This window comes from Tropicibacter naphthalenivorans, from assembly GCF_900176475.1.
GTDB lineage: Bacteria > Pseudomonadota > Alphaproteobacteria > Rhodobacterales > Rhodobacteraceae > Tropicibacter > Tropicibacter naphthalenivorans.
In genome coordinates this window covers 223,536-244,386 of record NZ_FWXX01000004.1, presented here as the reverse complement: position 1 = coordinate 244,386, position 20,851 = coordinate 223,536, and the positions used below count along the sequence as shown (strand labels likewise).

General features: G+C 63.0%; 22 protein-coding genes and 1 riboswitch. Of the genes, 10 read left to right on the top strand and 12 right to left on the bottom strand.

Annotated features, from left to right (window positions below):
* Nucleotides 1-24: 24 nt before the first annotated feature.
* Nucleotides 25-1,932 carry a methyl-accepting chemotaxis protein gene (locus B9A11_RS11020; RefSeq protein WP_058247582.1) on the top strand — a complete coding sequence of 636 codons (1,908 nt, stop codon included), beginning with the start codon at nucleotides 25-27 and terminating at the stop codon, nucleotides 1,930-1,932.
* A 3-nt stretch (nucleotides 1,933-1,935) separates the two neighbouring features.
* On the opposite strand, the gene aroC is transcribed toward B9A11_RS11020, so the two are convergent.
* Nucleotides 1,936-3,045, bottom strand: a complete 1,110-nt coding sequence (gene aroC / locus B9A11_RS11015; RefSeq protein ID WP_058247581.1) for a chorismate synthase — start codon at nucleotides 3,043-3,045, stop codon at nucleotides 1,936-1,938.
* 91 nt (nucleotides 3,046-3,136) lie between these two features.
* Nucleotides 3,137-3,247, top strand: a riboswitch (TPP riboswitch).
* Between the two features lie 39 nt (nucleotides 3,248-3,286).
* On the opposite strand from aroC, the gene thiB reads away from it, so the two are divergent.
* The 3 genes from thiB to B9A11_RS11000 are packed head-to-tail and all read left to right on the top strand — an operon-like array spanning nucleotide 3,287 to nucleotide 6,463.
* Nucleotides 3,287-4,261 carry a thiamine ABC transporter substrate binding subunit gene (thiB, locus tag B9A11_RS11010; protein WP_058247580.1) on the top strand — a complete coding sequence of 325 codons (975 nt, stop codon included), beginning with the start codon at nucleotides 3,287-3,289 and terminating at the stop codon, nucleotides 4,259-4,261.
* On the top strand, nucleotides 4,237-5,775 hold the full coding sequence (locus tag B9A11_RS11005; RefSeq protein WP_058247579.1) for a thiamine/thiamine pyrophosphate ABC transporter permease ThiP: 1,539 nt from the start codon (nucleotides 4,237-4,239) through the stop codon (nucleotides 5,773-5,775). Before thiB ends, B9A11_RS11005 begins: the two co-directional genes overlap by 25 nt.
* The gene (locus B9A11_RS11000; protein ID WP_058247578.1) at nucleotides 5,768-6,463 is read left to right on the top strand and encodes a thiamine ABC transporter ATP-binding protein; all 696 of its coding nucleotides are present in this window, start codon (nucleotides 5,768-5,770) and stop codon (nucleotides 6,461-6,463) included. The genes B9A11_RS11005 and B9A11_RS11000 overlap by 8 nt, the downstream gene beginning before the upstream one ends.
* A 76-nt stretch (nucleotides 6,464-6,539) precedes the next feature.
* Here the strand turns inward: B9A11_RS11000 and B9A11_RS10995 are convergent, their stop codons facing one another.
* Genes B9A11_RS10995 through petA form a run of 3 tightly spaced genes read right to left on the bottom strand, consistent with a single transcriptional unit; the run spans nucleotide 6,540 to nucleotide 9,267 of the window.
* Entirely contained in the window at nucleotides 6,540-7,331 is a 792-nt protein-coding gene (locus B9A11_RS10995) for a cytochrome c1 (RefSeq protein ID WP_058247577.1), read from the bottom strand.
* Nucleotides 7,332-7,347: 16 nt separating this feature from the next.
* Nucleotides 7,348-8,676, bottom strand: coding sequence for a cytochrome b (petB, locus tag B9A11_RS10990; RefSeq protein WP_058247576.1), 1,329 nt, complete (start codon nucleotides 8,674-8,676; stop codon nucleotides 7,348-7,350).
* Between the two features lie 12 nt (nucleotides 8,677-8,688).
* The gene (petA, locus tag B9A11_RS10985; RefSeq protein WP_058247575.1) at nucleotides 8,689-9,267 is read right to left on the bottom strand and encodes a ubiquinol-cytochrome c reductase iron-sulfur subunit; all 579 of its coding nucleotides are present in this window, start codon (nucleotides 9,265-9,267) and stop codon (nucleotides 8,689-8,691) included.
* A 211-nt stretch (nucleotides 9,268-9,478) separates the two neighbouring features.
* On the opposite strand from petA, the gene B9A11_RS10980 reads away from it, so the two are divergent.
* Entirely contained in the window at nucleotides 9,479-10,132 is a 654-nt protein-coding gene (locus tag B9A11_RS10980) for an outer membrane protein (protein ID WP_058247574.1), read from the top strand.
* A 70-nt stretch (nucleotides 10,133-10,202) separates the two neighbouring features.
* Here the strand turns inward: B9A11_RS10980 and B9A11_RS10975 are convergent, their stop codons facing one another.
* The 3 genes from B9A11_RS10975 to B9A11_RS10965 are packed head-to-tail and all read right to left on the bottom strand — an operon-like array spanning nucleotide 10,203 to nucleotide 12,537.
* Nucleotides 10,203-10,802 (bottom strand): glutathione S-transferase, encoded by a 600-nt coding sequence (locus B9A11_RS10975; RefSeq protein ID WP_058247573.1) that lies wholly within the window; start codon nucleotides 10,800-10,802, stop codon nucleotides 10,203-10,205.
* Between the two features lie 60 nt (nucleotides 10,803-10,862).
* A complete protein-coding gene (locus tag B9A11_RS10970) occupies nucleotides 10,863-11,786 on the bottom strand; it encodes a tyrosine recombinase XerC (RefSeq protein WP_058247572.1) in 924 nt (307 codons plus the stop codon).
* 43 nt (nucleotides 11,787-11,829) lie between these two features.
* Nucleotides 11,830-12,537 carry a DUF484 family protein gene (locus tag B9A11_RS10965; RefSeq protein WP_058247571.1) on the bottom strand — a complete coding sequence of 236 codons (708 nt, stop codon included), beginning with the start codon at nucleotides 12,535-12,537 and terminating at the stop codon, nucleotides 11,830-11,832.
* 183 nt (nucleotides 12,538-12,720) lie between these two features.
* On the opposite strand from B9A11_RS10965, the gene B9A11_RS10960 reads away from it, so the two are divergent.
* Nucleotides 12,721-13,044 carry an antibiotic biosynthesis monooxygenase family protein gene (locus B9A11_RS10960; RefSeq protein WP_058247570.1) on the top strand — a complete coding sequence of 108 codons (324 nt, stop codon included), beginning with the start codon at nucleotides 12,721-12,723 and terminating at the stop codon, nucleotides 13,042-13,044.
* A 9-nt stretch (nucleotides 13,045-13,053) separates the two neighbouring features.
* On the opposite strand, the gene B9A11_RS10955 is transcribed toward B9A11_RS10960, so the two are convergent.
* Nucleotides 13,054-13,743, bottom strand: a complete 690-nt coding sequence (locus tag B9A11_RS10955; RefSeq protein WP_058247569.1) for a winged helix-turn-helix transcriptional regulator — start codon at nucleotides 13,741-13,743, stop codon at nucleotides 13,054-13,056.
* Nucleotides 13,744-14,002: 259 nt separating this feature from the next.
* Here B9A11_RS10955 and B9A11_RS10950 point away from each other — a divergent pair, with 259 nt between their 5' ends.
* Together B9A11_RS10950 and B9A11_RS10945 are read left to right on the top strand one after the other, a co-directional pair.
* Complete coding sequence (locus B9A11_RS10950) at nucleotides 14,003-14,416, top strand: universal stress protein (protein WP_058247568.1); 414 nt, start codon at nucleotides 14,003-14,005, stop codon at nucleotides 14,414-14,416.
* A gap of 44 nt (nucleotides 14,417-14,460) precedes the next feature.
* Entirely contained in the window at nucleotides 14,461-15,009 is a 549-nt protein-coding gene (locus B9A11_RS10945; RefSeq protein ID WP_058247567.1) for a hemerythrin domain-containing protein, read from the top strand.
* A 67-nt stretch (nucleotides 15,010-15,076) separates the two neighbouring features.
* Here B9A11_RS10945 and B9A11_RS10940 read toward each other — a convergent pair whose 3' ends face one another.
* From B9A11_RS10940 to uvrB, 4 genes are all read right to left on the bottom strand, one after another.
* Complete coding sequence (locus B9A11_RS10940; RefSeq protein WP_058247566.1) at nucleotides 15,077-15,436, bottom strand: hypothetical protein; 360 nt, start codon at nucleotides 15,434-15,436, stop codon at nucleotides 15,077-15,079.
* A 298-nt stretch (nucleotides 15,437-15,734) separates the two neighbouring features.
* Entirely contained in the window at nucleotides 15,735-15,923 is a 189-nt protein-coding gene (locus B9A11_RS10935) for a PLD nuclease N-terminal domain-containing protein (protein ID WP_058247565.1), read from the bottom strand.
* Between the two features lie 75 nt (nucleotides 15,924-15,998).
* Entirely contained in the window at nucleotides 15,999-16,244 is a 246-nt protein-coding gene (locus tag B9A11_RS10930) for a hypothetical protein (protein ID WP_058247564.1), read from the bottom strand.
* A gap of 116 nt (nucleotides 16,245-16,360) precedes the next feature.
* The gene (gene uvrB, locus B9A11_RS10925) at nucleotides 16,361-18,553 is read right to left on the bottom strand and encodes an excinuclease ABC subunit UvrB (RefSeq protein WP_058247563.1); all 2,193 of its coding nucleotides are present in this window, start codon (nucleotides 18,551-18,553) and stop codon (nucleotides 16,361-16,363) included.
* 411 nt (nucleotides 18,554-18,964) lie between these two features.
* Here uvrB and B9A11_RS10920 point away from each other — a divergent pair, with 411 nt between their 5' ends.
* On the top strand, nucleotides 18,965-19,276 hold the full coding sequence (locus B9A11_RS10920; protein WP_058247562.1) for an ETC complex I subunit: 312 nt from the start codon (nucleotides 18,965-18,967) through the stop codon (nucleotides 19,274-19,276).
* Nucleotides 19,277-19,350: 74 nt separating this feature from the next.
* A complete protein-coding gene (locus tag B9A11_RS10915) occupies nucleotides 19,351-20,781 on the top strand; it encodes a DUF6880 family protein (protein ID WP_058247561.1) in 1,431 nt (476 codons plus the stop codon).
* Nucleotides 20,782-20,851 lie beyond the last annotated feature (70 nt).

The window sequence follows — 20,851 nt, the reverse complement described above, 5'->3', positions numbered from 1 at the left end:
TTACCAATGATGCACGAGGTACCGATGGGTAGGTTCAAGATCGGAACGCAGGTCACTTTGTTCGCGGCTACCTTGTTTTTTGCGTTAACGATGGTGGTGGCCGTCAGCTGGCACATGAAGTCGACGATGATTGCGGCAGCGCAGGATCTGGCGACCTTCGCGGAAATTGACGACGCCATCATGCATCTCGAACTGGATCTGGGCCATGCTGAAATCCATTTGTTGCGACATGCCATTGGCGAACAGGGCGCGTGGGAGAATTTCCTCACAGAGTATGAGCACCTGCTAGAGGCATCTAAACCGGAGGCGTTTGCCGCCTTTGGGTCTGCTGAAATCTCGGATCAGGTTGCCCGCGTACGCGCAGAGCTGACCTCGGCGGAACAATGGTTGGCAGCCATCAAGGTCGCGCCAAGCGCCGCAGAGGCAAGCAATGAGATCAATGCCTTGGCTCTGGTTTTCGACGATGCCATTGCCGAGTTGGACAGCTTTGGCGAGACGACAGACGCGGCGGCCGAAGGGGCCATTCCGGTCGCTTTAAGGGCCGGTGAGACGGCGCAACTCGTTCTCGCGGGTGTTGCTGCGATGGCGGGCGTCGGCGCCTTGGTCCTGGCTTGGTTGTTTGGGCGGGCGCTGTCTAAGCCGATCGGAAGCTTGTCGGAGTCGGTGCGCTGCCTCACCCAGCAACAGCTGGAGTGTTCGGTGATTGGAACGGACCGCAAGGACGAGATCGGCGATATCGCGCGTGACCTGTTGGTGTTGAAGGACCGGCTGGTCGAGGCGGACGAAGTCAACGCACGCATCAAGGATGAAAACAGCCGCCGGGTTGATCTGTTCCAGACCTTCAGTCACGCGATGAGCCGTCTTAAAGGCGGCGATCTTGAATCGCGGATTGAGGCCGAGGAATGGGAAGATCTGGGTGACAGCTACGTCAAGCTCTGCACGGATTTCAACAACTTGGCCTCGGCCCTGGAGGAATTGGTTGGATCGCTGCGGCAAAGCTCGGAGACGGTTCAAGCCAATGCAACGGATCTTTCGGGGATGTCCGACGAGATGTCGCGCCGCGCCGAAGTGCAGGCCGCCACCTTGGAACAAAGCGCAGCGGCACTGGATGAGTTGTCGGAAAGCGTGCAATCGGCTGCTCGCCGCGCCGAAGAAGTCGATTCGATGGTGGGCGAGGGGCGCAAGCGCGCCGAAGAGGGGGGCGTCGTCATGGGCAACGCCTTGGCGGCGATGAGTTCGATCGCCAAGTCGTCCGAGCAGATCACCCAGATCATTGATGTGATCGATGACATTGCCTTTCAGACCAACCTGTTGGCGCTCAACGCCGGGGTCGAAGCCGCCCGCGCCGGTGAGTCCGGCAAAGGCTTTGCCGTTGTCGCGTCCGAGGTCCGCAACCTTGCGCAACGGGCCGCAGAATCCGCCAGCGAGATCAAGGATCTGGTGCTCAACAGCACGCAACAGGTGGCCGACGGGGAAAAGCTGGTGCAGCAGACCTCCGAAACCTTGGGGCACATCGTGCAAAGCGTGACGGATGTGTCCGGCATGATCTCTGACATTGCCGTATCCGCGCGCGAACAGGCCAGCGGTGTTCAAGAGATCAACATTGGCGTGTCCGAACTCGATAAAGTGACCCAGCAGAACGCCGCCATGGTCAGCGAAACCAGCGCCGCCAGCCAGCAACTCAGCACCGAGGCCACCCGCCTGAGCGACCTGCTGTCGCGGTTCAGCGGCGGTGTCGCCCAAGCCGCGCTCAGCGGATTGAACATGAACCCCGGTGATGAGATGTTCTACCTTCCCGATCCGCAAGCCAAGTCCACGCCTGCGCTGTCCAAAAATCCGGCAGATGAGTTTTGGGATATTCCCGAACCGTCCAAAAGCGCGCCGCCCGTCGCCGTCGGCGCGGGCAATGACGCGGTTTGGAAGGATTTCTAGGGGTTAGCCCTGCGGTCCAATCCGCCCACCGGCCTCGCCGATTTGGCCTCGATGCAACAGCAAGTGATCCAGCAACACACAGGCCATCATCGCTTCGCCAACGGGAACCGCGCGGATGCCGACGCAGGGATCGTGACGCCCCTTTGTGATGATCTCGGTGTCTTCGCCCGATTTGGTGATCGTCTTGCGCGTCGTCAGGATCGACGACGTCGGCTTGACCGCGAACCGGGTGATGATTTCTTGCCCGGTGGAAATCCCCCCCAAGATCCCCCCCGCATGGTTCGAGGAATACTCCGGCCCATTCGGCCCCATGCGAATCTCATCGGCATTCTCGGTGCCGGTCAGACAGGCCGCCGCCATGCCGTCGCCGATTTCGACGGCCTTCACCGCGTTGATCGACATCATGGCTGCCGTAATATCGGTGTCCAGCTTGCCGTAAATCGGCGCCCCCAGCCCGGCGGGCACGCCGCGCGCCGTGACCTCGACCACCGCGCCAACGCTGTCGCCGGACTTGCGCAACGCATCCAGATCGGCGGCCCAGGCTTCGGCGGTTTCGGCATCCGGGCACCAGAACGGGTTCTGCTCAATCTGCGCCAAATCATACCGCGAGGGCTCCGCCTTTCGCGCGCCCATTTGCACCATGTACCCGGCGATCTCGACCCCCGGCATCAACGCCGCCAAAGCCGCCCGCGCCACGCCACCCGCCGCAACCCGCGCCGCGGTTTCTCGCGCCGAAGAGCGTCCGCCGCCGCGGTAATCACGAATTCCGTATTTCTGCCAATAGGTGATATCCGCGTGGCCGGGGCGGAACTTTTCGACGATATCGCCGTAATCCTTGGACCGCTGATCGGTGTTCTCGATCATCAACTGGATCGGCGTGCCGGTCGTCTTGCCTTCGAACATGCCGGACAGAATCCGCACCGCATCGGGTTCGCGCCGCTGCGTGGTGTATTTGTTCTGGCCGGGTTTGCGCTTGTCGAGCCAATGCTGAAGCATCTCTTCGGTGATTTCGATCCCCGGAGGGCAGCCATCGACCGTGGCGCCCAACGCGGGTCCGTGGCTTTCACCCCAGGTGGTGACTCGGAAGAGATGTCCAAACGTGTTCATGCTCATGGGCGTGTCTCCTTTGGGGGTGTCCTAGGGCAGGGCGCGCGGCGGCTCAAGGCATTTCGGCTTGCAAGACCGCCGCACCGGCCCTAGGTTCCCCAGTGCCTCGGGGTGCTGAGAGACAACTCAGCTGAGATTTGCGTACCCGCATCAACCCGTTGAACCTGAACCGGTTAAAACCGGCGGAGGGAAGGTGCAGCGCCCCGTCGCGACATTTTACCCTCTCGCCGCATTTTTGGAGGACGCCATGAAGGCACCTTTTCTTGCAGCGGGATTTTTCCTTGCAACCGCCGCCTCGGCCGAGACGCTGACCGTCTACGCGCCGGATTACTTCACATCAGAGTGGGGGCCGGGCCCCAAGATCGAAGAGCTGTTCGAGGCGCAGTGTGACTGCGATTTGCAGTTCAAGCCCGGCGATCTGCTGCCGCGCCTGATGCTCGAAGGCGAACGCACCGAGGCTGACGTGGTCATCGGCCTCAACACCGATGTGACGAAAAAGGCCCGCGAGTCCGGGCTGTTCGCGCCGCATGGCGTGGACCTGTCGCCGCTGACGCTGCCGCTGGAGTGGACCGATAACGTGTTCTTGCCGTTCAACTACGGTCACACGGCGTTCATCTATAATACCGAAAAAGTAACCACGCCGCCCGCGTCGTTCCAAGCGTTGCTGGACGCGCCGGACGATCTGCGTCTGGTGATCCAAGACCCGCGCAGCTCGATTTCGGGCCTCGCGCTGGTGCTGTGGGTGCAGTCGGTCTATGGCGATCAGGCGCAGGACGCTTGGGCCAAGCTCGCGCCGAAAATCGTAACCGTGACAAAGGGTTGGTCCGAAAGCTACGGTCTGTTCACCGATGGCGAAGCGGATATGGTCCTAAGCTACACAACCTCGCCCGCCTATCACATCATCGCCGAGGGCGATGAGACGAAAAAGGCCGCGATCTTCCCCGAGGGGCACTACTTCATGGTCGAACTGGCCGCCAAGGTGGCGGGCAGCGACCAGCCGGAATTGGCGCAGGACTTCATGGACTTCATCCTTTCTCAGGATTTCCAGTCCATGATCGCCACGGGCAACTGGTCGATCCCGGCAGCTTTGGATCAGGCACAGTGGCCCGAGGGCTTCCAAAAGCTCGACCTGCCGGAAAACGTGCTGTTCTACTCCGAGGATGAGGCGGCCGAGGTGCGGGACGCGGCCATCGAGGCATGGCGCGCCGCGTTGTCGCAATAAAACGACCGCTGACATCAGCGGGGATCATCGCGGCATTGGCCCTCGTGTCTTTGACACTTGGGCCGATTGTCGCCGTGGTTTTGCGCGCGGGCGGACTTGGGGCCATCGGACCGGGTGATTGGCACGCCTTTCGCTTTACCCTGTTCCAAGCCCTTCTGTCTGCGGGCTTTTCCGTGATCCTTGCGATCCCGGTGGCGCGCGCCTTTGCACGGCGCAGGTTCGCAGGGCGGGGCGTTTTGGTCACGCTTATGGGCGCGCCGTTTATCTTGCCGGTGATCGTCGCGGTTATCGGCTTGATCGCGGTTTTCGGTCAGAACGGCGTGGTGAACGCAATCCTAACCACGGTTGGCCTGCCCAAAATCGACGTCTACGGGCTGCACGGCGTCGTCTTGGCCCATGTATTCTTTAATCTTCCGCTGGCGACGCGGATGCTGCTCCAAGCGCATCTGGCCATCCCGGCAGAGCGGTTTCGATTGGCGGCGTCCCTCGGACTTGGGCCTTGGGCGTTTTTCCGCACCATCGAATGGCCGTTGATTCGGCGGATCGCGCCGGGGGCTTTTGCGGTGATTTTCGTGATCTGCCTGACCTCCTTTGCCGTAGCGTTGACGCTGGGCGGCGGCCCGCGCGCCACCACCGTGGAACTGGCGATTTATCAAGCCATGCGGTTCGATTTTGACCTTGGGCGCGCCGCTGTCTTGGCGGTGATGCAACTGGCCTTGGCGCTGATCGCGGGCATCGTTGCACTGAAAGTTTCGCATATGGATGGGTTCGGCGTGGGGCGCGACCGGCAAGTGGCCCGTTGGGACGGGCGCAGCCTTTGGGCCCGAGGCTGGGACGCCGCGTGGTTGGCCATTGCGGCGAGCTTTTTGTTGGTGCCGCTCGGCGCAGTGATCCTCAAGGGCGCGCCGGGGCTGGCGCTGCTGAACGCCGACACGTATCGCGCGGCGGGGCATTCTCTGGCGGTGGCGCTGGGGTCGACGGCGCTGTGCCTTGCGTGGGCTTTCCCGCTGGCGAGCAAGCGCGGGGAACTGTTGTCGCTGGCGGCCATCGCCATTTCGCCGCTGGTGCTGGGGGCGGGGATTTTCTTGATGCTGCGGCCTTATGTAAACCCGTTCAGTATGGCCCTGCCGGTGACGGGGCTGGTGAATGCGCTGATGGCCTTGCCCTTTGCCTTGCGGATTTTGCGCCCCGAAGCCGAGGCGGTCGAGGCGGATTTTGCCCGCCTGCGCGCGACGTTAAGGATGACGCGCGGCGCATGGCTGCGGCTGGTCTGGCTGCCACGGTTGCGCAGGCCCCTGGGCTTTGCCGGAGGGCTGACGGCGGCGCTGGCCATGGGTGATTTGGGCGTCATCGCGCTGTTCGCCGACCCGGACCGCACGACCTTGCCCCTGCAGGTCTACCGCCTGATGGGCGCCTACCAGATGGAGGCAGCGGCGGGCGCGGCGCTATTGTTGCTGGGGCTGTCGCTGGCGCTGTTCTGGCTGTTCGATAGAGGAGGGCGGGCGGATGCTTGACCTGCGAGACATCAAGATTGCCATGGATGGCGGGGACTTGGCGGCGAATTTCGTGGTCCCGGCGCGGCAGAAACTGGCGGTCCTGGGGCCGTCAGGCGCGGGTAAGTCGACCTTGCTGGATGCGATTGCGGGGTTTCGGCCCATGCACGCAGGGACGATCCTTTGCGATGGCGCAGAGATCACCCAATCGCCGCCAGAGCAGCGCCCGGTGTCGATCCTGTTTCAGGACGCAAACCTTTTTCCTCACCTGACCGTGGCGCGCAACCTTGGGCTGGCGCTGCGTCCCGATGGTGGACGGCTAAGCCCGGACGCCGCGCAACAGGTCGCAGAGGCGCTGACCCGCGTCGGCCTGAGCGGTTATGACGACCGAAAACCCGGCACGCTGTCGGGCGGGCAGCAGGGCAGGGCGGCGCTGGCGCGGGTGCTGCTGCAAGCGCGGCCCGTGATCCTGCTGGACGAGCCTTTCGCGGCGCTGGGGCCTGCGCTCAAGGTCGAGATGCTGGGGCTGGTCACCGAAGTGGCAGACCGGCTGGGCGCGACCGTCTTGATGGTGACCCACGACCCCGAGGACGCGCGGCGCTTTGCCGATGGGGTGATCCTTGTGGCGGACGGGCAGGCGCATCCGCCGCAGCCGACGCAAGAGTTCTTTGACGACCCGCCGCGCGCCTTTGTCGATTACGTGGGCTAAACGCCCCAAAAGCGCCCCAACGAAAAAGCCCCGCCAGATCCGGCGGGGCTTTCTTATTGTCAAAGCTCAGAAAAGCTTAGTCCTTGCGGCCGTACTTGACCGGCTTCCAGATGCGCTTGTTCACGAGGTACAGCAGCACCGACAGAACAACCAGGAAGAACACGCCGACAAAGCCAGCCTGCTTGCGGGCCATCATCTTGGGCTCGGCGGTCCACATCAGAAAGGCCGCAACGTCCTGCGACTCGTGGTGCAGCGAGTTGCTGTGACCGTCGTCGAAATCAACGTCTTCACCGGCCAGCGGCGGCGCCATGGAAATCCAGCCACCCGGGAAGGCGGTGTTGGCATACAGGGTCACGCCTGCTTCTTCCTTGGTCTCACCGGTGTAGCCGGTCAGCAGCGATGCGATGTATTCCGCGCCGCCCATGCCCTTGACCATCTGGTTGATGCCCAGACCGTAAGGACCGTGGAAGCCAGCGCGCGCCTTTGCCATCAAGGACAGGTCCGGTGCGCCAACGCCGGTGTTTTCCGGGAAGTTGTCCGCCGGACGGGCCGGGCGGAAATCGTCCAGCTCTTCGTCGAACACTTCGAAGTTCTGCGCCGCGTAGGCGCGCACTTCGTCCTCGGAGTAGCCCAGTGCGCCCTCTTCGCCCAGCGAGCGAATCGGAACGAACTTGAGACCGTGGCAGGCCGCGCAGACTTCGGTATAGACCTTGAGACCGCGTTGCAGCTGCATCTGGTCATAGGTGCCAAACGGACCCTCGAACGAGAAATCAAAGTCCTCGATGTGGCCTTCGCCGCCAGCGGCAAATGCGCCGCCAGCAGAAAGGGCCAGGGCCGTGAGGGCCGAAAGCGTGAGTTTCTTGAACATCTCTATCGGTCCTTTCTTATTCAGCAGGCGTCGTGTTGGACGACTTGCCGTAATGCGCCTCGAAGTCTTCTTCGATGGTCGCGGGGCGCGGCAGCGGCTTTTCGATCACACCCAGCAGCGGCAGGATCACCAAGAAGTAGGCGAACCAGTAGGCCGACGCGATCAGCGAGAACGACGCGTAGGGCTCTTCAGCGGGCATGGCGCCCAGCCACATCAGGGCAAAGAAGTCCACGACCAGCACCCAGAAGCACCACTTGAACGTCGGGCGGTAACGGCCCGAACGCACGGTCGAGGTGTCCAGCCACGGGGCCAGAGCCATCACGGCAATCGCGCCGAACATCGCCAGAACACCAAAGAACTTGGCGTCAACGATGCCGCCGGTGATGAAGGACGCGAACTGAACGGCCCAGACATCAGCGGTGAAGGCACGCAGGATCGCGTAGAACGGCAGGAAGTACCATTCCGGAACGATGTGTGCAGGGGTCGAGAGCGGGTTCGCTTCGATGTAGTTGTCCGGGTGGCCAAGGTAGTTCGGCATGAAGCCAACGATGGCAAAGAACACGGCGAGGATCACGGCCAGCGCGAACAGGTCCTTGATCACGAAGTAGGGCCAGAACGGAACGGTGTCCTTCTCGGCGTCTGCCTTCGAGGTGCGGCGCACTTCGACACCGGTCGGGTTGTTGTTGCCCGTGGTGTGGAACGCCCAGATGTGAACGGCGACAAGGGCCGCGATCACGAAGGGCAGCAGGTAGTGCAGCGAGAAGAAGCGGTTCAGCGTGGCGTTGTCCACCGCGGGCCCGCCCAGCAGCCAGGTCTGGATCGGCTCACCGATCAGCGGGATCGCACCGAACAGGCCGGTGATCACGGTCGCGCCCCAGAAGGACATCTGACCCCAGGGCAGAACGTAGCCCATGAACGCGGTGCCCATCATCGCCAGGAAGATCAGCATACCGATGATCCAGGTGATTTCGCGGGGCGCCTTGTACGACCCGTAGTACAGGCCGCGGAAGATGTGCGCGTACACAGCGATAAAGAACAGCGACGCGCCGTTGGCGTGCAGGTAACGCAGCATGTAGCCGCCGTTCACGTTGCGCATGATGTGCTCGACCGAGGCAAACGCCAGGTCCACATGCGGCGTGTAGTGCATCACCAGCACGATGCCGGTGACGATCTGCAACGCAAGGCAGAAGGTCAGGATGATGCCCCAGATCCACATCCAGTTCAGGTTCTTGGGCGTGGGGATCATGATGGTGTCATAGAGAAGGCCCACAATGGGGAGACGCTTGTGCAGCCACTTCTCGGCGCCCGTTGTGGGCTCGTAATGATCGTGCGGAATACCGGCCATGTTTAGCGTTCCTTATCCCAGCAGAATGGTGGTTTCGTCGACGAACTCGGCCGGCGGGACCGGCAGGTTCTCGGGCGCCGGACCTTTGCGGATACGGCCAGCCGTGTCGTAGTGAGAGCCGTGGCAGGGGCAGAACCAGCCGCCACCAACACCTTCGACGGTGAAATCGCCCGCGTTGCCCAGCGGCACGCAGCCCAGGTGCGTACACACACCCATCATCACCAGCCACTGGCCGTCCGCGTCCAGCGAACGGTTGGCGTCGGTTGCGTCTGCTGCGCCATCAAGGTTGGCGTTGCGCGCAATCGGGTCCGCCAGCGCGGAGACGTCGACGCTCTGGGCGTCTTCGATTTCGGCGGGCAGGCGGCGGCGGATGAACACCGGCTTACCAAGCCACTTGACCGTCAGCTGGCTGCCTTCGGACACGCCGGACACGTCGACACGGATGGTCGACAGGGCGCGCACGTCGGCGGACGGGTTCATTTGGTTGACCAAAGGCCAGACTGCCGCACCGGTGGTGACGACACCCGCGCCTGCTGCGGCGTAGTAGAGGAAGTCCCTCCGGGTGCCTTCGTGATCTTCTGCGTTTGACACGAGGTTCGCTCCATTGCTTGGGGGCCGCACGGGCCGCAATAAACCGTTGGCCGCAGGGAGTCTGCGACGTTTCCGGCCCGGTATGTAACGGTGTACCTTTAAGTGGTAAAGCGCTCAAAAGGCCTCAGGTCGCTTTAGCGCGGTTGTGTCGCGGTTGAAACCCACGTCGGACAGGCATTATCTGTTCGTGTTCGTTCAAGGAAGGCCCGTGATGCGACACCTGATTCTCTCGACCGCCCTCGTCTCTGCCCTGGCTGCGCCCGCTGCCGCCGAGGTGGAATTGTCCTTTTATACTGGCTGGCAGACCCTGCCGCACAGCCGCATCAGCGGCGATCTGCCCAATGGGGGCGGGTCCTACGACGAGCTTGTCGGCTGGACGGGCAAGTCCTTTTCGCCGCCGCCCTACTATGGCGCGCGGGCCACATGGTGGCGCACCGAGGATCTGGGCTTCGCGCTCGAATACACCCACACCAAGGCGTATATGCCCTCGGCCACGCGGGCTAAGTTGGGCTTTTCGCGGATGGAATTCTCGGACGGGCATAATGTCGCGACCGTCAACGTGATGAAGCGTTGGAGCAACAAATGGGGCAACGTGACCCCCTATGTGGGCGGCGGGATCGGCTTTGCCTTTCCGCATGTGGATGCGACTCATGCCAGCGGCTCGCGCACCTATGGCTTTCAGCTGACCGGCCCCGCCGTGCGCGCGATTGCCGGGGCGAGCTACCAGATCAACGATCGCTATTCGCTGTTCGGCGAGTATCAGTTCACCTTCTCGCACAACAACGGCACCTTTGATCAGGGCGGCACGTTTAAAACAAACATTAAGACCAACGCGCTGAACGTCGGTTTTTCCGTGAACTTCTAAATAAAAAAGGCGAGAGATTCCCGCCTTTCACACGCCATACAGGCCCGTGCACCCTGCGCGGGCCTTTCCTTTAGGGTGCAGTGGCCAGCATTGATTCGCGCGTCTTGAAGGTATCGAACCACGCGGCAAGACCATCGCGTCCGGTGCGCCAGCTGCGCACGTCATGGCGGAAATCAAGGTATCCCAGTGCACAGCCGACGCTGATCTGCCCCATGTCCAGCGGCCCGCTCAGGTGGCTGATCCAGCGTGTGTCCAGTGCGTCCAGCGCGCGGGCGACCTTGGCCCATTGCCCCTCAATCCACTCCATCGACACCTTCTCGGCGGGGCGAAACCGCTCTTCGTAGACGATCAGGACGGCGGCATCCATGATCCCGTCGCCGGTCGCCTCTAGCGTCAGCGTGTCCCAAAGACGGCTTTCGGGATACAGGCCTGCCTTGGCGCGGTCGTCCAGATAGCGGCAAATGACGCGGCTGTCGTACAGCGCGGGGCGGTCGGCGCGCAGCAGGGCGGGGATCTTGCCCACCGGGTTGGCGGCGATCAGCCCGGCGTCGGGCGCCAGCGGCGTGGTGGCCACGTCGATCTTTTCCACGTCGTCGAACTGGCCGGTTTCGTGCAAGGTCACCATCACCTTGCGCACAAAGGGCGAGGCGCCCGAATGTAAGAGTTTCATGGTCGGCTCCTTATCCTTTCCCGCACTGTTTCAGCCAAGCGGCGGGTCGGCAAGAGCGGTTTAGGCCTTGGGGTGGCAGGCCTCGTAGACCTTCATCAGGTGGACCTGATCGACCGAGGTATAGGCCTGCGTCGTCGACAGGGACGCGTGGCCCAGCAGTTCCTGGATCTCGCGCAGGTCGCCGCCCGCAGAGAGCAGGTGCGTGGCAAAGCTGTGGCGCATGGCGTGGGGCGTGGCGGTGGCGGGCAAGCCCAGCTGCATCCGCGCCTGTTCGGTCACCTTGGCGATGTGGCGCGGGTTCAGCGCCCCGCCGCGCGCCCCGCGAAACAGCGCTTCGTCCGGCGACATGGGGTGGGGGCAAAGCGTCAGGTAGGCCTCGACCGCGCGCCGCGCCACGGGCAGGACCGGGACGATTCGCTCTTTGCCGCCCTTACCGACGATCCGCAGGGTCTGGCCCAGCGGCAGATCGCGCCCTTTCAGGCCCAAGGCCTCGGAAATCCGCAAGCCGCAACCGTACAGCAACGTCACCACGGCGGCGTCGCGCGCGCCCTGCCAGCCGGTGGTCGATTGCAGCTCGACCGTGTCGATCATCGCGCGGGCGGCATCCTGCGACAGGGGGCGGGGCAGCTTTTTCTGGAACTTAGGCGCGCGGGCGGACAGCACGGCGGTCGGCTCAAAGCCTTCGCGCTCGGCCAGCCAGCGGTAAAAACTTTTGACGGCGGACAGCTTGCGCGCGATCGACCGCGGCGCGATCTCTTGCCCGCGCAGATGCGCCATCCACGACCGCATGTCCTGCACCGTGATCCGGGCCAAGGGCGCGAGCCCCTGCGGTTCGGCGTGGTGGTGGGTCAGAAAGGCGATGAACTCGGCCACATCGGTGCGATAGGCGGTCAGCGTGTTCTGCGCCGCGCCTTTCAGGGCGCTTTGCGCGTCAAGCCAATGCGACAGCGCATCCCGCGCCTGCGGAGAAATCGTCAGAGTCATTTTGCAATGCTCCCAAGCGTTTGTCCCCCGAAGAGCGGCGGCGTCAGGCCAGCCAACGGCGCATGGCGCGTTCGAACACCCCAGCAAAGAAGGACAGCAGGTCGGTGCCTTGCTGGGGGGTAAACTGATGCGGGTCCTCGGCGCCCATGACCAACAGACCGGGCAGACGGCCAGGGCCAAAATCGAGCTTGAGGCAGGCTTCGGAGCGAATCCACTCGGCCTTGTCGCCGTAGATGCGGCCGTCGCCCTGCTGCAACTGGCGCAGGGTCACCTGACGCAGCGGCGCTTCGCGGCCCGCAGACAGGTAGCTTTCGACGAAACCCGGCTCGGCCACGGACAGCACGTCGCCCAGACGGCGCACCACAGGTTCGTTGTCGTTGACGGCGGATTCCAGCACCAGCTTGACCACGTCGACACGCAGGATCTGCGCCACTTCGCCCCCGAGATCCTTGAGGAAAGGCTCAAACTCCAGCGGGTCAAGCATACGCAGGATCGCGCGGTGAATCTGGTTGGTGCCGGCGAGGTTCTCGTAGGCGGCGGCGATCACGCTGCGATGCGTGTCTTCGAGCCGGTCAAGACGCGCCTCAAGGCGTTCCATGGCAATGCCGCGCAGGTCGATGATATTGCCGCCCATGGCGCGTTCGTTCGCGGCGATCAGCGCGTGCATCATTTCCTTGTCGTCCAGAATGATGTCGGGACGCGAGATGATGGTTTCCCGGACGGAATCCTCGATACGCTGGCTGTTGCTCATGTCGAAAGGCCGATCCTGTGCTGCTCGCCCGCTTTGGGGCTTTTTATTGCTTGGCTCCTTCTTTGGCCCTTGGGGGGGGATTCTGTCAAGGAAAACGGGGCAATTGCGGCGAATTTGCGGCACGTGGCGGGATTTGGTCACGGGCCGGTTTCGTGCCATGATCCCATCAGGAGGAGGCCCATCATGCCACAGATCGACGACCAGACCAGCGCGCAGACTGTCATCACCACGTTCGAGACCAGCCCCGGCACATGCCAGGACCTGCTCGAGGCGCTTCAGGATGCTTACGACAGTTTTATATCAAAACAGCCCGGCTTTATCGCCGCCGGGCTGCATGTGAATGACGCGCAAACGCGCATCGCCAACTATTCACAATGGGAAAGGAGAGAGGACTTTCAGGCCATGCTGCGGTCGGCAGAGATGAGAGAGAGGAATCGTCAGCTGAACGCGCTGTGCCGCACGTTCGAGCCGGTCTTGTACGAGGTCGCGGCGACTTATCGCGCGTAACCTGCCGGATCAGGCTGCGATCTGAGCCGGGCTGTCGTGAACCGCAAAGCGAAACCCGGACCCCCGGACGGTTTCAATATCGACCGCGCCGCAAGCTGCCTTGAGGCAGGCGCGCAGGTTGCAGATGTAGACGTCAAAGACGCGGGCGTCCGGCTCGTCCTCCAGCCCGTAAACATGCGACAGCAGCTCGGCGCGGGTGACCAGACGGCCCGGACGCAGCGCGATGTATTCCAGCAGCTCGTACAGCTTGGGCGACAGCTTGATCGGGCAGCCCAGCAGGAATGCCTTGCGCTGGTGCAGGTCGATGCGCAGCGGGCCATGCGCCACTTCGGGCGTCGCCAGATCGTGCACCCGGCGCACAACCGCCTGAAGACGCATGATTGTTTCCTCTGGCTCGGCCTCTGCGGGCACGATGCAATCGGCCCCGGCGCCCAGCCAGGATGCGATCTGTTCGTGGTTCGGCTTGGACGCGACCAGCGCGATGGGGGTATCGGGGAACTCGGCCCGCAGCGACGCCAGCGCCAGCCCGTTTTGCCCCAACTGATCCGCCTCAAGCAGCAGCAAGTCCGCCTGACCCAGACGCAGGTACTGCGGCACGTCCTCGGGACGGTCCGTGCGAGTCAAAAGCGTGCCATTGGCGCACAGCTCTTGAGCAAGGGTCATCATGGTCCAGCTGGTCTCGGCAATCAGGTAACGCATCGGCGAATTCCTCTCGGGCAATGACAGCGACCCCACGGTGTCACCCGCGCGGGGCCACACACATGGCAGTTTGGTCAGTCCGTTGCTCGCCTTCTGACAGCGCGCGGAGGTATTTGCTGGCGCGTTCTTTCGCCTTCATTAGGGTTATTGAAAAATTATGGCGGGAATGTGCTGGGGCCATGGCCGCAATTTGGCATGACCTGAATCAAGGCGTCTCGAAAGGATAGGGCGCACCTTCGATCGTAGGAGGTACGTCAAAATGTACAAGAATATTCTGGTCCCCATCGCCTTTGACGAGGGCAGCGACGCCAAGATCAAGGCAGAGATCGCCGTGGCGCAAAAGCTGGCGGACGAGGGCGCAAGCATCACCTTGATGCACGTGATGGAGCGGGTTCCCGGCTATGCCATCAACTATATGCCCGCCGATTACAGCGCGCAGGCCCGTGCCGCCATCGAAGGCGAGCTGCACGATCTGGCTGCGACCATTCCCGGTGGCGTCGGCCTTGTGATCGAGGGGCACTCGGGGCGGACCATCCTTGACTGGGCCGAAGCCAACGGCACCGATCTGATCGTGCTCGCCAGCCACCGTCCGGGGATGCAGGACCTGCTGATCGGCTCGACCGCGGCGCAGGTTGTGCGCCACGCCACCTGTGCTGTGCACGTACTGCGTTGACAGTAGGGGCTTTCGCGGCACCTTAGCGGCAACGGAGGCCCATTATGGACGAACTTGATCTTACGGCCCGCACGGGTCTGCCCGATGCTCTCAAGGCTCTGCTGGAGCACTATCCCCGCGCCGATTGGCAACAGCATGCGAATTTCGCTGGGCTGGTGGAATTCTGGCTGGACCGTCACCTGATGTTCCGGCGGCTGTGCGACATGCTGCGCAGCGACGCCGAGTTGGCGGTCGACAAGGGCATCGACCCAAAACAGTACAAGGCGCGGGTGTCGCGCTTTGGCGGGATGCTGGTGCAGCAGTTGCACGGCCACCACCAGATCGAGGATGCGCATTACTTTCCGGTGCTCAGCCGCCGCGAGACGTCTTTGCAGCGCGGGTTTGATATCCTCGACAAGGACCACCACGCCATGGACGGCTTGCTGAACCGCTTTACCGTGGCGGCGAATGGCGTGCTCCAAGACACCGCCGAGCCGGGCGCCTTTCACGCCGAAGTGCTGTCGTTCGAGGCGCTGCTGTCGCGCCATCTTGAGGACGAAGAGGATCTGATCGTGCCGGTGATCCTCAAACACGGCGCGGACGGTTTGCATTGACCTGCATTAACCTGCGTTAAAAAGGCGGCCCCGCGCGGGGGCCACCCTTGGTTTTAGGGATTGCGCCTTAGCACTTGCCAAAGGACTGGCTGACGACGGTGATGCCTGCGATTTCCACGGAAACGCGCACGCCGGTGGGGATGCCCCAGGTGGTGCAGATCGACAGGCAAGCCTGCGCGACGGTGCCAGCGGGGAATTTTGCGGGGATCGGCAGGCAAACCTTGCCAATGCCCAGCGGCAGGTTCAGGCAAACTTTGCCATCCTCGACCGTCACCTTGATGCACTGCGCCGCAAGCGCCATGTGACCGCTGTCGGCAAGGCCTTGGACCTGTTGCGTCATCAGCATTTTGCGGTCGGCGTAATGCGCATGGGCGGTCTCGAGGGCTTCGTCGATCGCGGCTTGGTCAAATTCATGATAGGTGGTCATAGGTCTTCTCCAAAATGTATTTGCGGGCCGGAATGGGCCGCTGCGTTTAGAAATTTGGAGGAAAATTCAGCGCTGGAATCTGCGCTGCCTCCCTGTCACCAAATCAGCTTTTGGTTGATCCCCCTAAAGTCGATTTGATGAAGGAAAATTGCGCTATTGGTAGATTCGGCGCTGTGAGCCACGTCACGGGGGCTGTTGCTTTACGCTAGGTAAATTTCGGGCAAAAATGACAGGCGCATAGAAAAAGGCGGGCTGAGGGAGCCCGCCTTGGTACTGGTTAGTGCCTTTGATATGTGTCTTACACGTGGGCCGAAGTGCCGCCACGCGGACCGGCCACGAGCCATGCGATAAAGCCCAGAACCGGCAGGATCAGGATCGCGAGGGTCCAGACGATCTTGGCCACAGTCGAGGCCGGAGAGGTCAGGGTCTGATAAATCGCGTAGATGTCCAGAACCAGAATGATGAGGCCGAAAATACCATATTCCATAGTCACTTACTCCCGTGGGGTGTTAATGTCTGCGTCTGGTAGGACAACGGCCAAGGGCGTATTTGGTTCCCGGCTTCACAACTTTTCTACGGCGGTGACCTTGGGGGCGGTGCTGTCGGTGCCCGCCGTGAAGGTCAAGATGACCTCAGCGCCCGTCAGCAATTCCTGCGGGGTCGCCGACGCGCCAAGCGTCCAGACGGTGCCGTCCTCAAGGATCAGCATCCCCGAGGCGGGATCAAAGGTTTTGACCGTCCCTTGCGCAGTGTCGGCAAGGGCGGGCAGGGCAATCAGGGCAAAGGCGGCAGCCAAAAGGGGGCGCATCAGGTCCACTCCGAAAAGAGCAACGCGCGGGGGCCACAGCGGCCCCGGCTCGGCCGGTCGATCAACGTCCGGCAGAGTTGTAAATGGTGCGCTTTTGGCAAATGGCAAGGGGGGCGTTAACGCTTGCGCCGCTTGACCCCACCGCGCTGACCGGGGCGCCCTGCGGTGCTGCGGCCCTTGGCCTTGACCGCATCGGCAGACGCCTTTTCCACCGCTTGTTGCCGCGCCAAGGGGTCGTCCGACACCGCCAGATCGACGGCTTCAAGCCGCTTGACCTCGTCGCGCAGACGCGCCGCCTCTTCGAATTCGAGGTTCTCGGCGGCCTTGCGCATGTCGGCCTTGAGCCCGTCCAGAACCGCCTGAAGGTTCGACCCGGCAAAGCTGTTGTCGATCGTCGCAGTGACGCGCGACTGGTCGGTGTCGCCTTGGTACAGGCCGGCCAGAATGTCCTCGACGTTCTTTTTGACGGTGGCGGGGGTGATCCCGTGTTCCTCGTTATAGGCGATCTGCTTGGTGCGGCGGCGCTCTGTCTCGGCCAGCGCGCGCTCCATGCTGCCGGTGATGCGGTCGGCGTACATGATGACCCGCCCGTCGGCGTTGCGCGCGGCGCGGCCAATGGTCTGGATCAAGGACGTCTCGGACCGCAAAAAGCCCTCTTTATCCGCATCCAGAATGGCCACCAGCCCGCATTCGGGGATGTCCAAGCCTTCGCGCAAGAGGTTGATCCCGATCAGCACGTCAAACGCCCCAAGCCGCAAATCTCGAAGGATTTCAATGCGTTCAATGGTGTCGATGTCGCTGTGCATATAGCGGACCTTGATGCCCTGCTCGTGCATATACTCGGTCAGGTCCTCGGCCATACGCTTGGTCAGCGTTGTGCACAGGGTGCGCATCCCCGCCGCCGTGACTTTGCGTACCTCGTCCAGCAGATCGTCCACCTGCATGTCCACGGGGCGAATCTCAACCACCGGGTCCAGCAGACCCGTCGGGCGAATGACCTGCTCGGCAAAGACGCCGCCCGCCTGCTCCAATTCCCAGGCCGCCGGGGTCGCGCTGACAAAGATCGACTGCGGGCGCATGGCGTCCCATTCCTCGAACTTCAGCGGGCGGTTGTCCATGCAGGACGGCAGGCGAAAGCCGTGCTCGGCCAGCGTGAACTTGCGCCGGTAGTCGCCTTTGTACATCGCGCCGATCTGCGGCACCGAGACGTGGGATTCGTCTGCAAAAACAATGGCATTGTCGGGGATGAACTCGAACAGGGTGGGGGGCGGCTCGCCCGGTGCACGGCCCGTCAGATAGCGCGAATAGTTCTCGATCCCGTTGCAGACGCCGGTCGCCTCAAGCATTTCGAGGTCAAAGTTGGTGCGCTGTTCCAGCCGCTGCGCTTCGAGCAATTTGCCTTCGTTCACCAGCTGGTCCAGCCGTTGCCGCAGCTCTTGTTTGATGCCGATGATCGCTTGGTTCATCGTCGGGCGCGGGGTCACGTAGTGGCTGTTGGCGTAGATGCGCACCCGTTCGAAAGTATCGGTTTTCGATCCGGTGAGCGGGTCGAACTCGGTGATCGCCTCCAGCTCGTCGCCGAAAAACGCCAGCCGCCACGCGCGGTCTTCGAGGTGGGCGGGCCAGACCTCGATGCTGTCGCCGCGCACCCGGAACGACCCGCGCTGGAACGCCTGATCGTTGCGGCGGTACTGCTGCGCCACCAGATCGGCCATCACGGCGCGCATCTCGTACTCTTTGCCTGTGTGCAGATCCAGCGTCATGGCGCCGTAGGTTTCCACCGAGCCGATGCCGTAGATACACGACACCGAGGCGATGATGATCACGTCGTCCCGTTCCAGCAGCGCCCGCGTGGCCGAGTGGCGCATCCGGTCGATCTGTTCGTTAATCTGGCTCTCTTTTTCAATGTAGGTGTCGCTGCGGGCGACATAGGCTTCGGGCTGGTAGTAGTCGTAGTAACTGACGAAATACTCCACCGCGTTATCGGGGAAGAAGCCCTTGAATTCGCCGTACAATTGCGCCGCCAGCGTCTTGTTCGGGGCAAGGATGATGGCGGGCCTTTGCGTCTCTTCGATGACCTTGGCCATGGTAAAGGTCTTGCCTGTGCCGGTCGCGCCCAAGAGCACCTGATCGTGCTCGCCCCCAAGCACGCCAGAGGACAGCTCCGCGATTGCGGTGGGCTGGTCGCCCGCGGCGCTGAACTCGGTCTGCATGACGAACCGCTTGCCGCCCTCCAGCTTTTCGCGCTCGCGCACATCGGGTGCGGGGGCGTGCAGGGCGGGCATGGCCTGGGGATTGTTGTTGTGCATCGGGCGTCTCCTTGGCGTCTGCTGCGCGCCGCGGCGCGGGGCCTGCCAAGCCCCAATGTGGCACTTGGGGCCGGTGATGCAAGGCTGCTGCTGTCAGTTTCTGGCGGCAGACGGCCTGTCAGGCGGCGTCTCACCCGTGAAATTAACGCTTTCGCAATGCGACTTAACGCGCATTGCGCAATGCTGCGCCGCAGATACGGTAAACGCCAGCAAGCAGCGCCGTGTCGCCGGGACCTCCTCTTCCTTCCCCTCGCTCCTTGGAGCAGCGGCGCGTGGTGACTGCTTGTGACCCTCGGGGTGTGATCACAGCGGCTAAGGCCTTTAAAACTGTGACAATCATGCAAGGCATGGCCACTTGCAAAAAGGCCCCCAAGAGGGGATAAAGCCTGCGTCCTTGAATCGGAGGCTTTCATGCGCGCACGTATCTATCAGCCGGCCAAAACGGCCATGTCGTCTGGGCAGGCCAAGACCAAGTTCTGGATGCTCGACTATGCGCCCGCATCCGCGCGCGAGGTTGATCCGCTGATGGGCTGGACCTCTAGCACCGACACGCAGACCCAGGTGCGCCTGCGCTTTGACAGCAAAGAGGCGGCGCTGGCCTATGCCAAGGAGCACGGCATCGACGCGCAGGTGATCGAGCCGAAAAAGCGCAAGGCGAACATCCGCCCGCGCGGCTACGCCGAAAACTTTGCAGTGGATCGTCGGGGTGCCTGGACGCACTGAGGCCCGCCTCGGATGATGACTGACACACGCAAGGCGCCCCTCGGGCGCCTTTTGCTTATGCGAAAGGGGGCAGGATGGCTGGCAAGGCGTTGAACAAGGCGAACCTCTTGGCGCTTGGGGCCGATACGCTGGCCGATCTGTTGCTCGAAGCGGTCAAGGGCGATGCCGCCCGCCAGCGCCGGGTGCGCATGGCTTTGGCCGCCGATCAAGGCCCAGAGGCGGTGGCCGCCGATGTCCGCAAACGCTTTGTCCAGTTGCGGCGGGGCAAGAGCTATATCTCGCGCAAGTCGCAGAAAAAGCTGGGGGCAGAGCTGACCGGCCTGGTCCAGCTGATCGAGACGCGCATCGCGCCGGACGCCCCGGATACGGCTTTTGACCTGCTGTGGACACAGTTGCATCTTGCCGAGGGGATTTTTGAGCGCACCGATGACAGCTGGGGCACCATCGGCGAGACGGTCCAGCAGGCCATGACCGCCATCGCGGGGCTGGCCGATCGTCTGACCGCCGCGCCAGAGACCCTCGCCGGGGACATCTTTGAGGCCATGACCGGGGACGGCTACGGCGCTTTTGACAATGCGGTGTCGGCGCTGGCCCCGGCCTTGGGCGAGGCGGGGTTTGCCGCGCTCAAGGCACGGGCCGAAGCGGCGCGGGACGCCCCCCTGACCGCCGCCGATCTGGACCATTACGACTATATCTCGGACCGGGCAGAGCGCGAGGCACGGGCGCGGCAGTGGCGCAATCGGACCACCGAAGTCATCCTTCAGGACGTGGCCGACCAGCTGGGCGACGTGGACACGTGGCTTGCGCAGTACACGCCCGAACAGCTGACCCAGCACACCATCGCTCCCGCCGCCGCCACCCGTCTGCTAGAGGTGGGCCGCCCCGAAGAGGCGCTGACCCTGATCCGCAAAGCCATCGACGCGTTCGAGGCCGACTGGCTGGACCCACGAGAGCTGGACGACGTGCATTTCGCCTGTCTGGATGCGCTGGGGCAAAAGGACGCGCTGCGTGATGCGCTGTGGCAGAGGTTTGCGAAACGGCTTTGCCCGGACGCCCTGCGCCACCACCTGAAATTGCTGCCGGACTTTGACGACATCGACGCCGAGGATGCCGCGCGCCAAGTGGTTGCGACCTTTGAGCCGGTCGAGGAGGCGCTGTCCTATTGTCTGGCCGTGCGCGATCTGCCGCTGGCCAAGCAGGTGATCGACGCACGCCTTGGGCAGATCGACGGCGACGCCTACGAGGTGCTGACGCCGCTGGCCGAGGCGCTGTCGCCGCATCATCCGCTACAGGCGGTGCTGCTGTGGCGGGCGATGATCGACTTTGCCCTGACCCGGCAGCGCAAGGGCCGCTATGGCCACGCCGCCGGGCATCTGGTGGCCTGCGCCGAGGCGGACAGCGGGATCACCGACTACGGCCCGCACCTGTCCCATGCCGACTACCTCGCGGCGTTGCAAGATACCCACGCCCGCAAGCGCGCCTTTTGGGATCGGATCGCACTGTAGGGGGTGATGGGGCGGCAGCATAAAGGCCCGCAGTGCGGGCCTTTGTTATGTGATTGCAATGCTTTAAAGT

Coding starts and splice junctions, on each gene's coding strand:
- B9A11_RS11005 (WP_058247579.1), top strand. CDS start 4,237: ATGGCGCGCCGCGTTGTCGCAATAAAACGACCGCTGACATCAGCGGGG.
- B9A11_RS10930 (WP_058247564.1), bottom strand. CDS start 16,244: ATGCGCCCCCTTTTGGCTGCCGCCTTTGCCCTGATTGCCCTGCCCGCC.
- thiB (WP_058247580.1), top strand. CDS start 3,287: ATGAAGGCACCTTTTCTTGCAGCGGGATTTTTCCTTGCAACCGCCGCC.
- B9A11_RS10940 (WP_058247566.1), bottom strand. CDS start 15,436: ATGACCACCTATCATGAATTTGACCAAGCCGCGATCGACGAAGCCCTC.
- petB (WP_058247576.1), bottom strand. CDS start 8,676: ATGGCCGGTATTCCGCACGATCATTACGAGCCCACAACGGGCGCCGAG.
- aroC (WP_058247581.1), bottom strand. CDS start 3,045: ATGAGCATGAACACGTTTGGACATCTCTTCCGAGTCACCACCTGGGGT.
- B9A11_RS10965 (WP_058247571.1), bottom strand. CDS start 12,537: ATGAGCAACAGCCAGCGTATCGAGGATTCCGTCCGGGAAACCATCATC.
- B9A11_RS10970 (WP_058247572.1), bottom strand. CDS start 11,786: ATGACTCTGACGATTTCTCCGCAGGCGCGGGATGCGCTGTCGCATTGG.
- B9A11_RS10980 (WP_058247574.1), top strand. CDS start 9,479: ATGCGACACCTGATTCTCTCGACCGCCCTCGTCTCTGCCCTGGCTGCG.
- uvrB (WP_058247563.1), bottom strand. CDS start 18,553: ATGCACAACAACAATCCCCAGGCCATGCCCGCCCTGCACGCCCCCGCA.
- B9A11_RS10955 (WP_058247569.1), bottom strand. CDS start 13,743: ATGCGTTACCTGATTGCCGAGACCAGCTGGACCATGATGACCCTTGCT.
- B9A11_RS10975 (WP_058247573.1), bottom strand. CDS start 10,802: ATGAAACTCTTACATTCGGGCGCCTCGCCCTTTGTGCGCAAGGTGATG.
- B9A11_RS10995 (WP_058247577.1), bottom strand. CDS start 7,331: ATGTTCAAGAAACTCACGCTTTCGGCCCTCACGGCCCTGGCCCTTTCT.
- B9A11_RS10960 (WP_058247570.1), top strand. CDS start 12,721: ATGCCACAGATCGACGACCAGACCAGCGCGCAGACTGTCATCACCACG.
- B9A11_RS10915 (WP_058247561.1), top strand. CDS start 19,351: ATGGCTGGCAAGGCGTTGAACAAGGCGAACCTCTTGGCGCTTGGGGCC.
- B9A11_RS10945 (WP_058247567.1), top strand. CDS start 14,461: ATGGACGAACTTGATCTTACGGCCCGCACGGGTCTGCCCGATGCTCTC.
- B9A11_RS10935 (WP_058247565.1), bottom strand. CDS start 15,923: ATGGAATATGGTATTTTCGGCCTCATCATTCTGGTTCTGGACATCTAC.
- B9A11_RS10920 (WP_058247562.1), top strand. CDS start 18,965: ATGCGCGCACGTATCTATCAGCCGGCCAAAACGGCCATGTCGTCTGGG.
- B9A11_RS10950 (WP_058247568.1), top strand. CDS start 14,003: ATGTACAAGAATATTCTGGTCCCCATCGCCTTTGACGAGGGCAGCGAC.
- B9A11_RS11000 (WP_058247578.1), top strand. CDS start 5,768: ATGCTTGACCTGCGAGACATCAAGATTGCCATGGATGGCGGGGACTTG.
- B9A11_RS11020 (WP_058247582.1), top strand. CDS start 25: ATGGGTAGGTTCAAGATCGGAACGCAGGTCACTTTGTTCGCGGCTACC.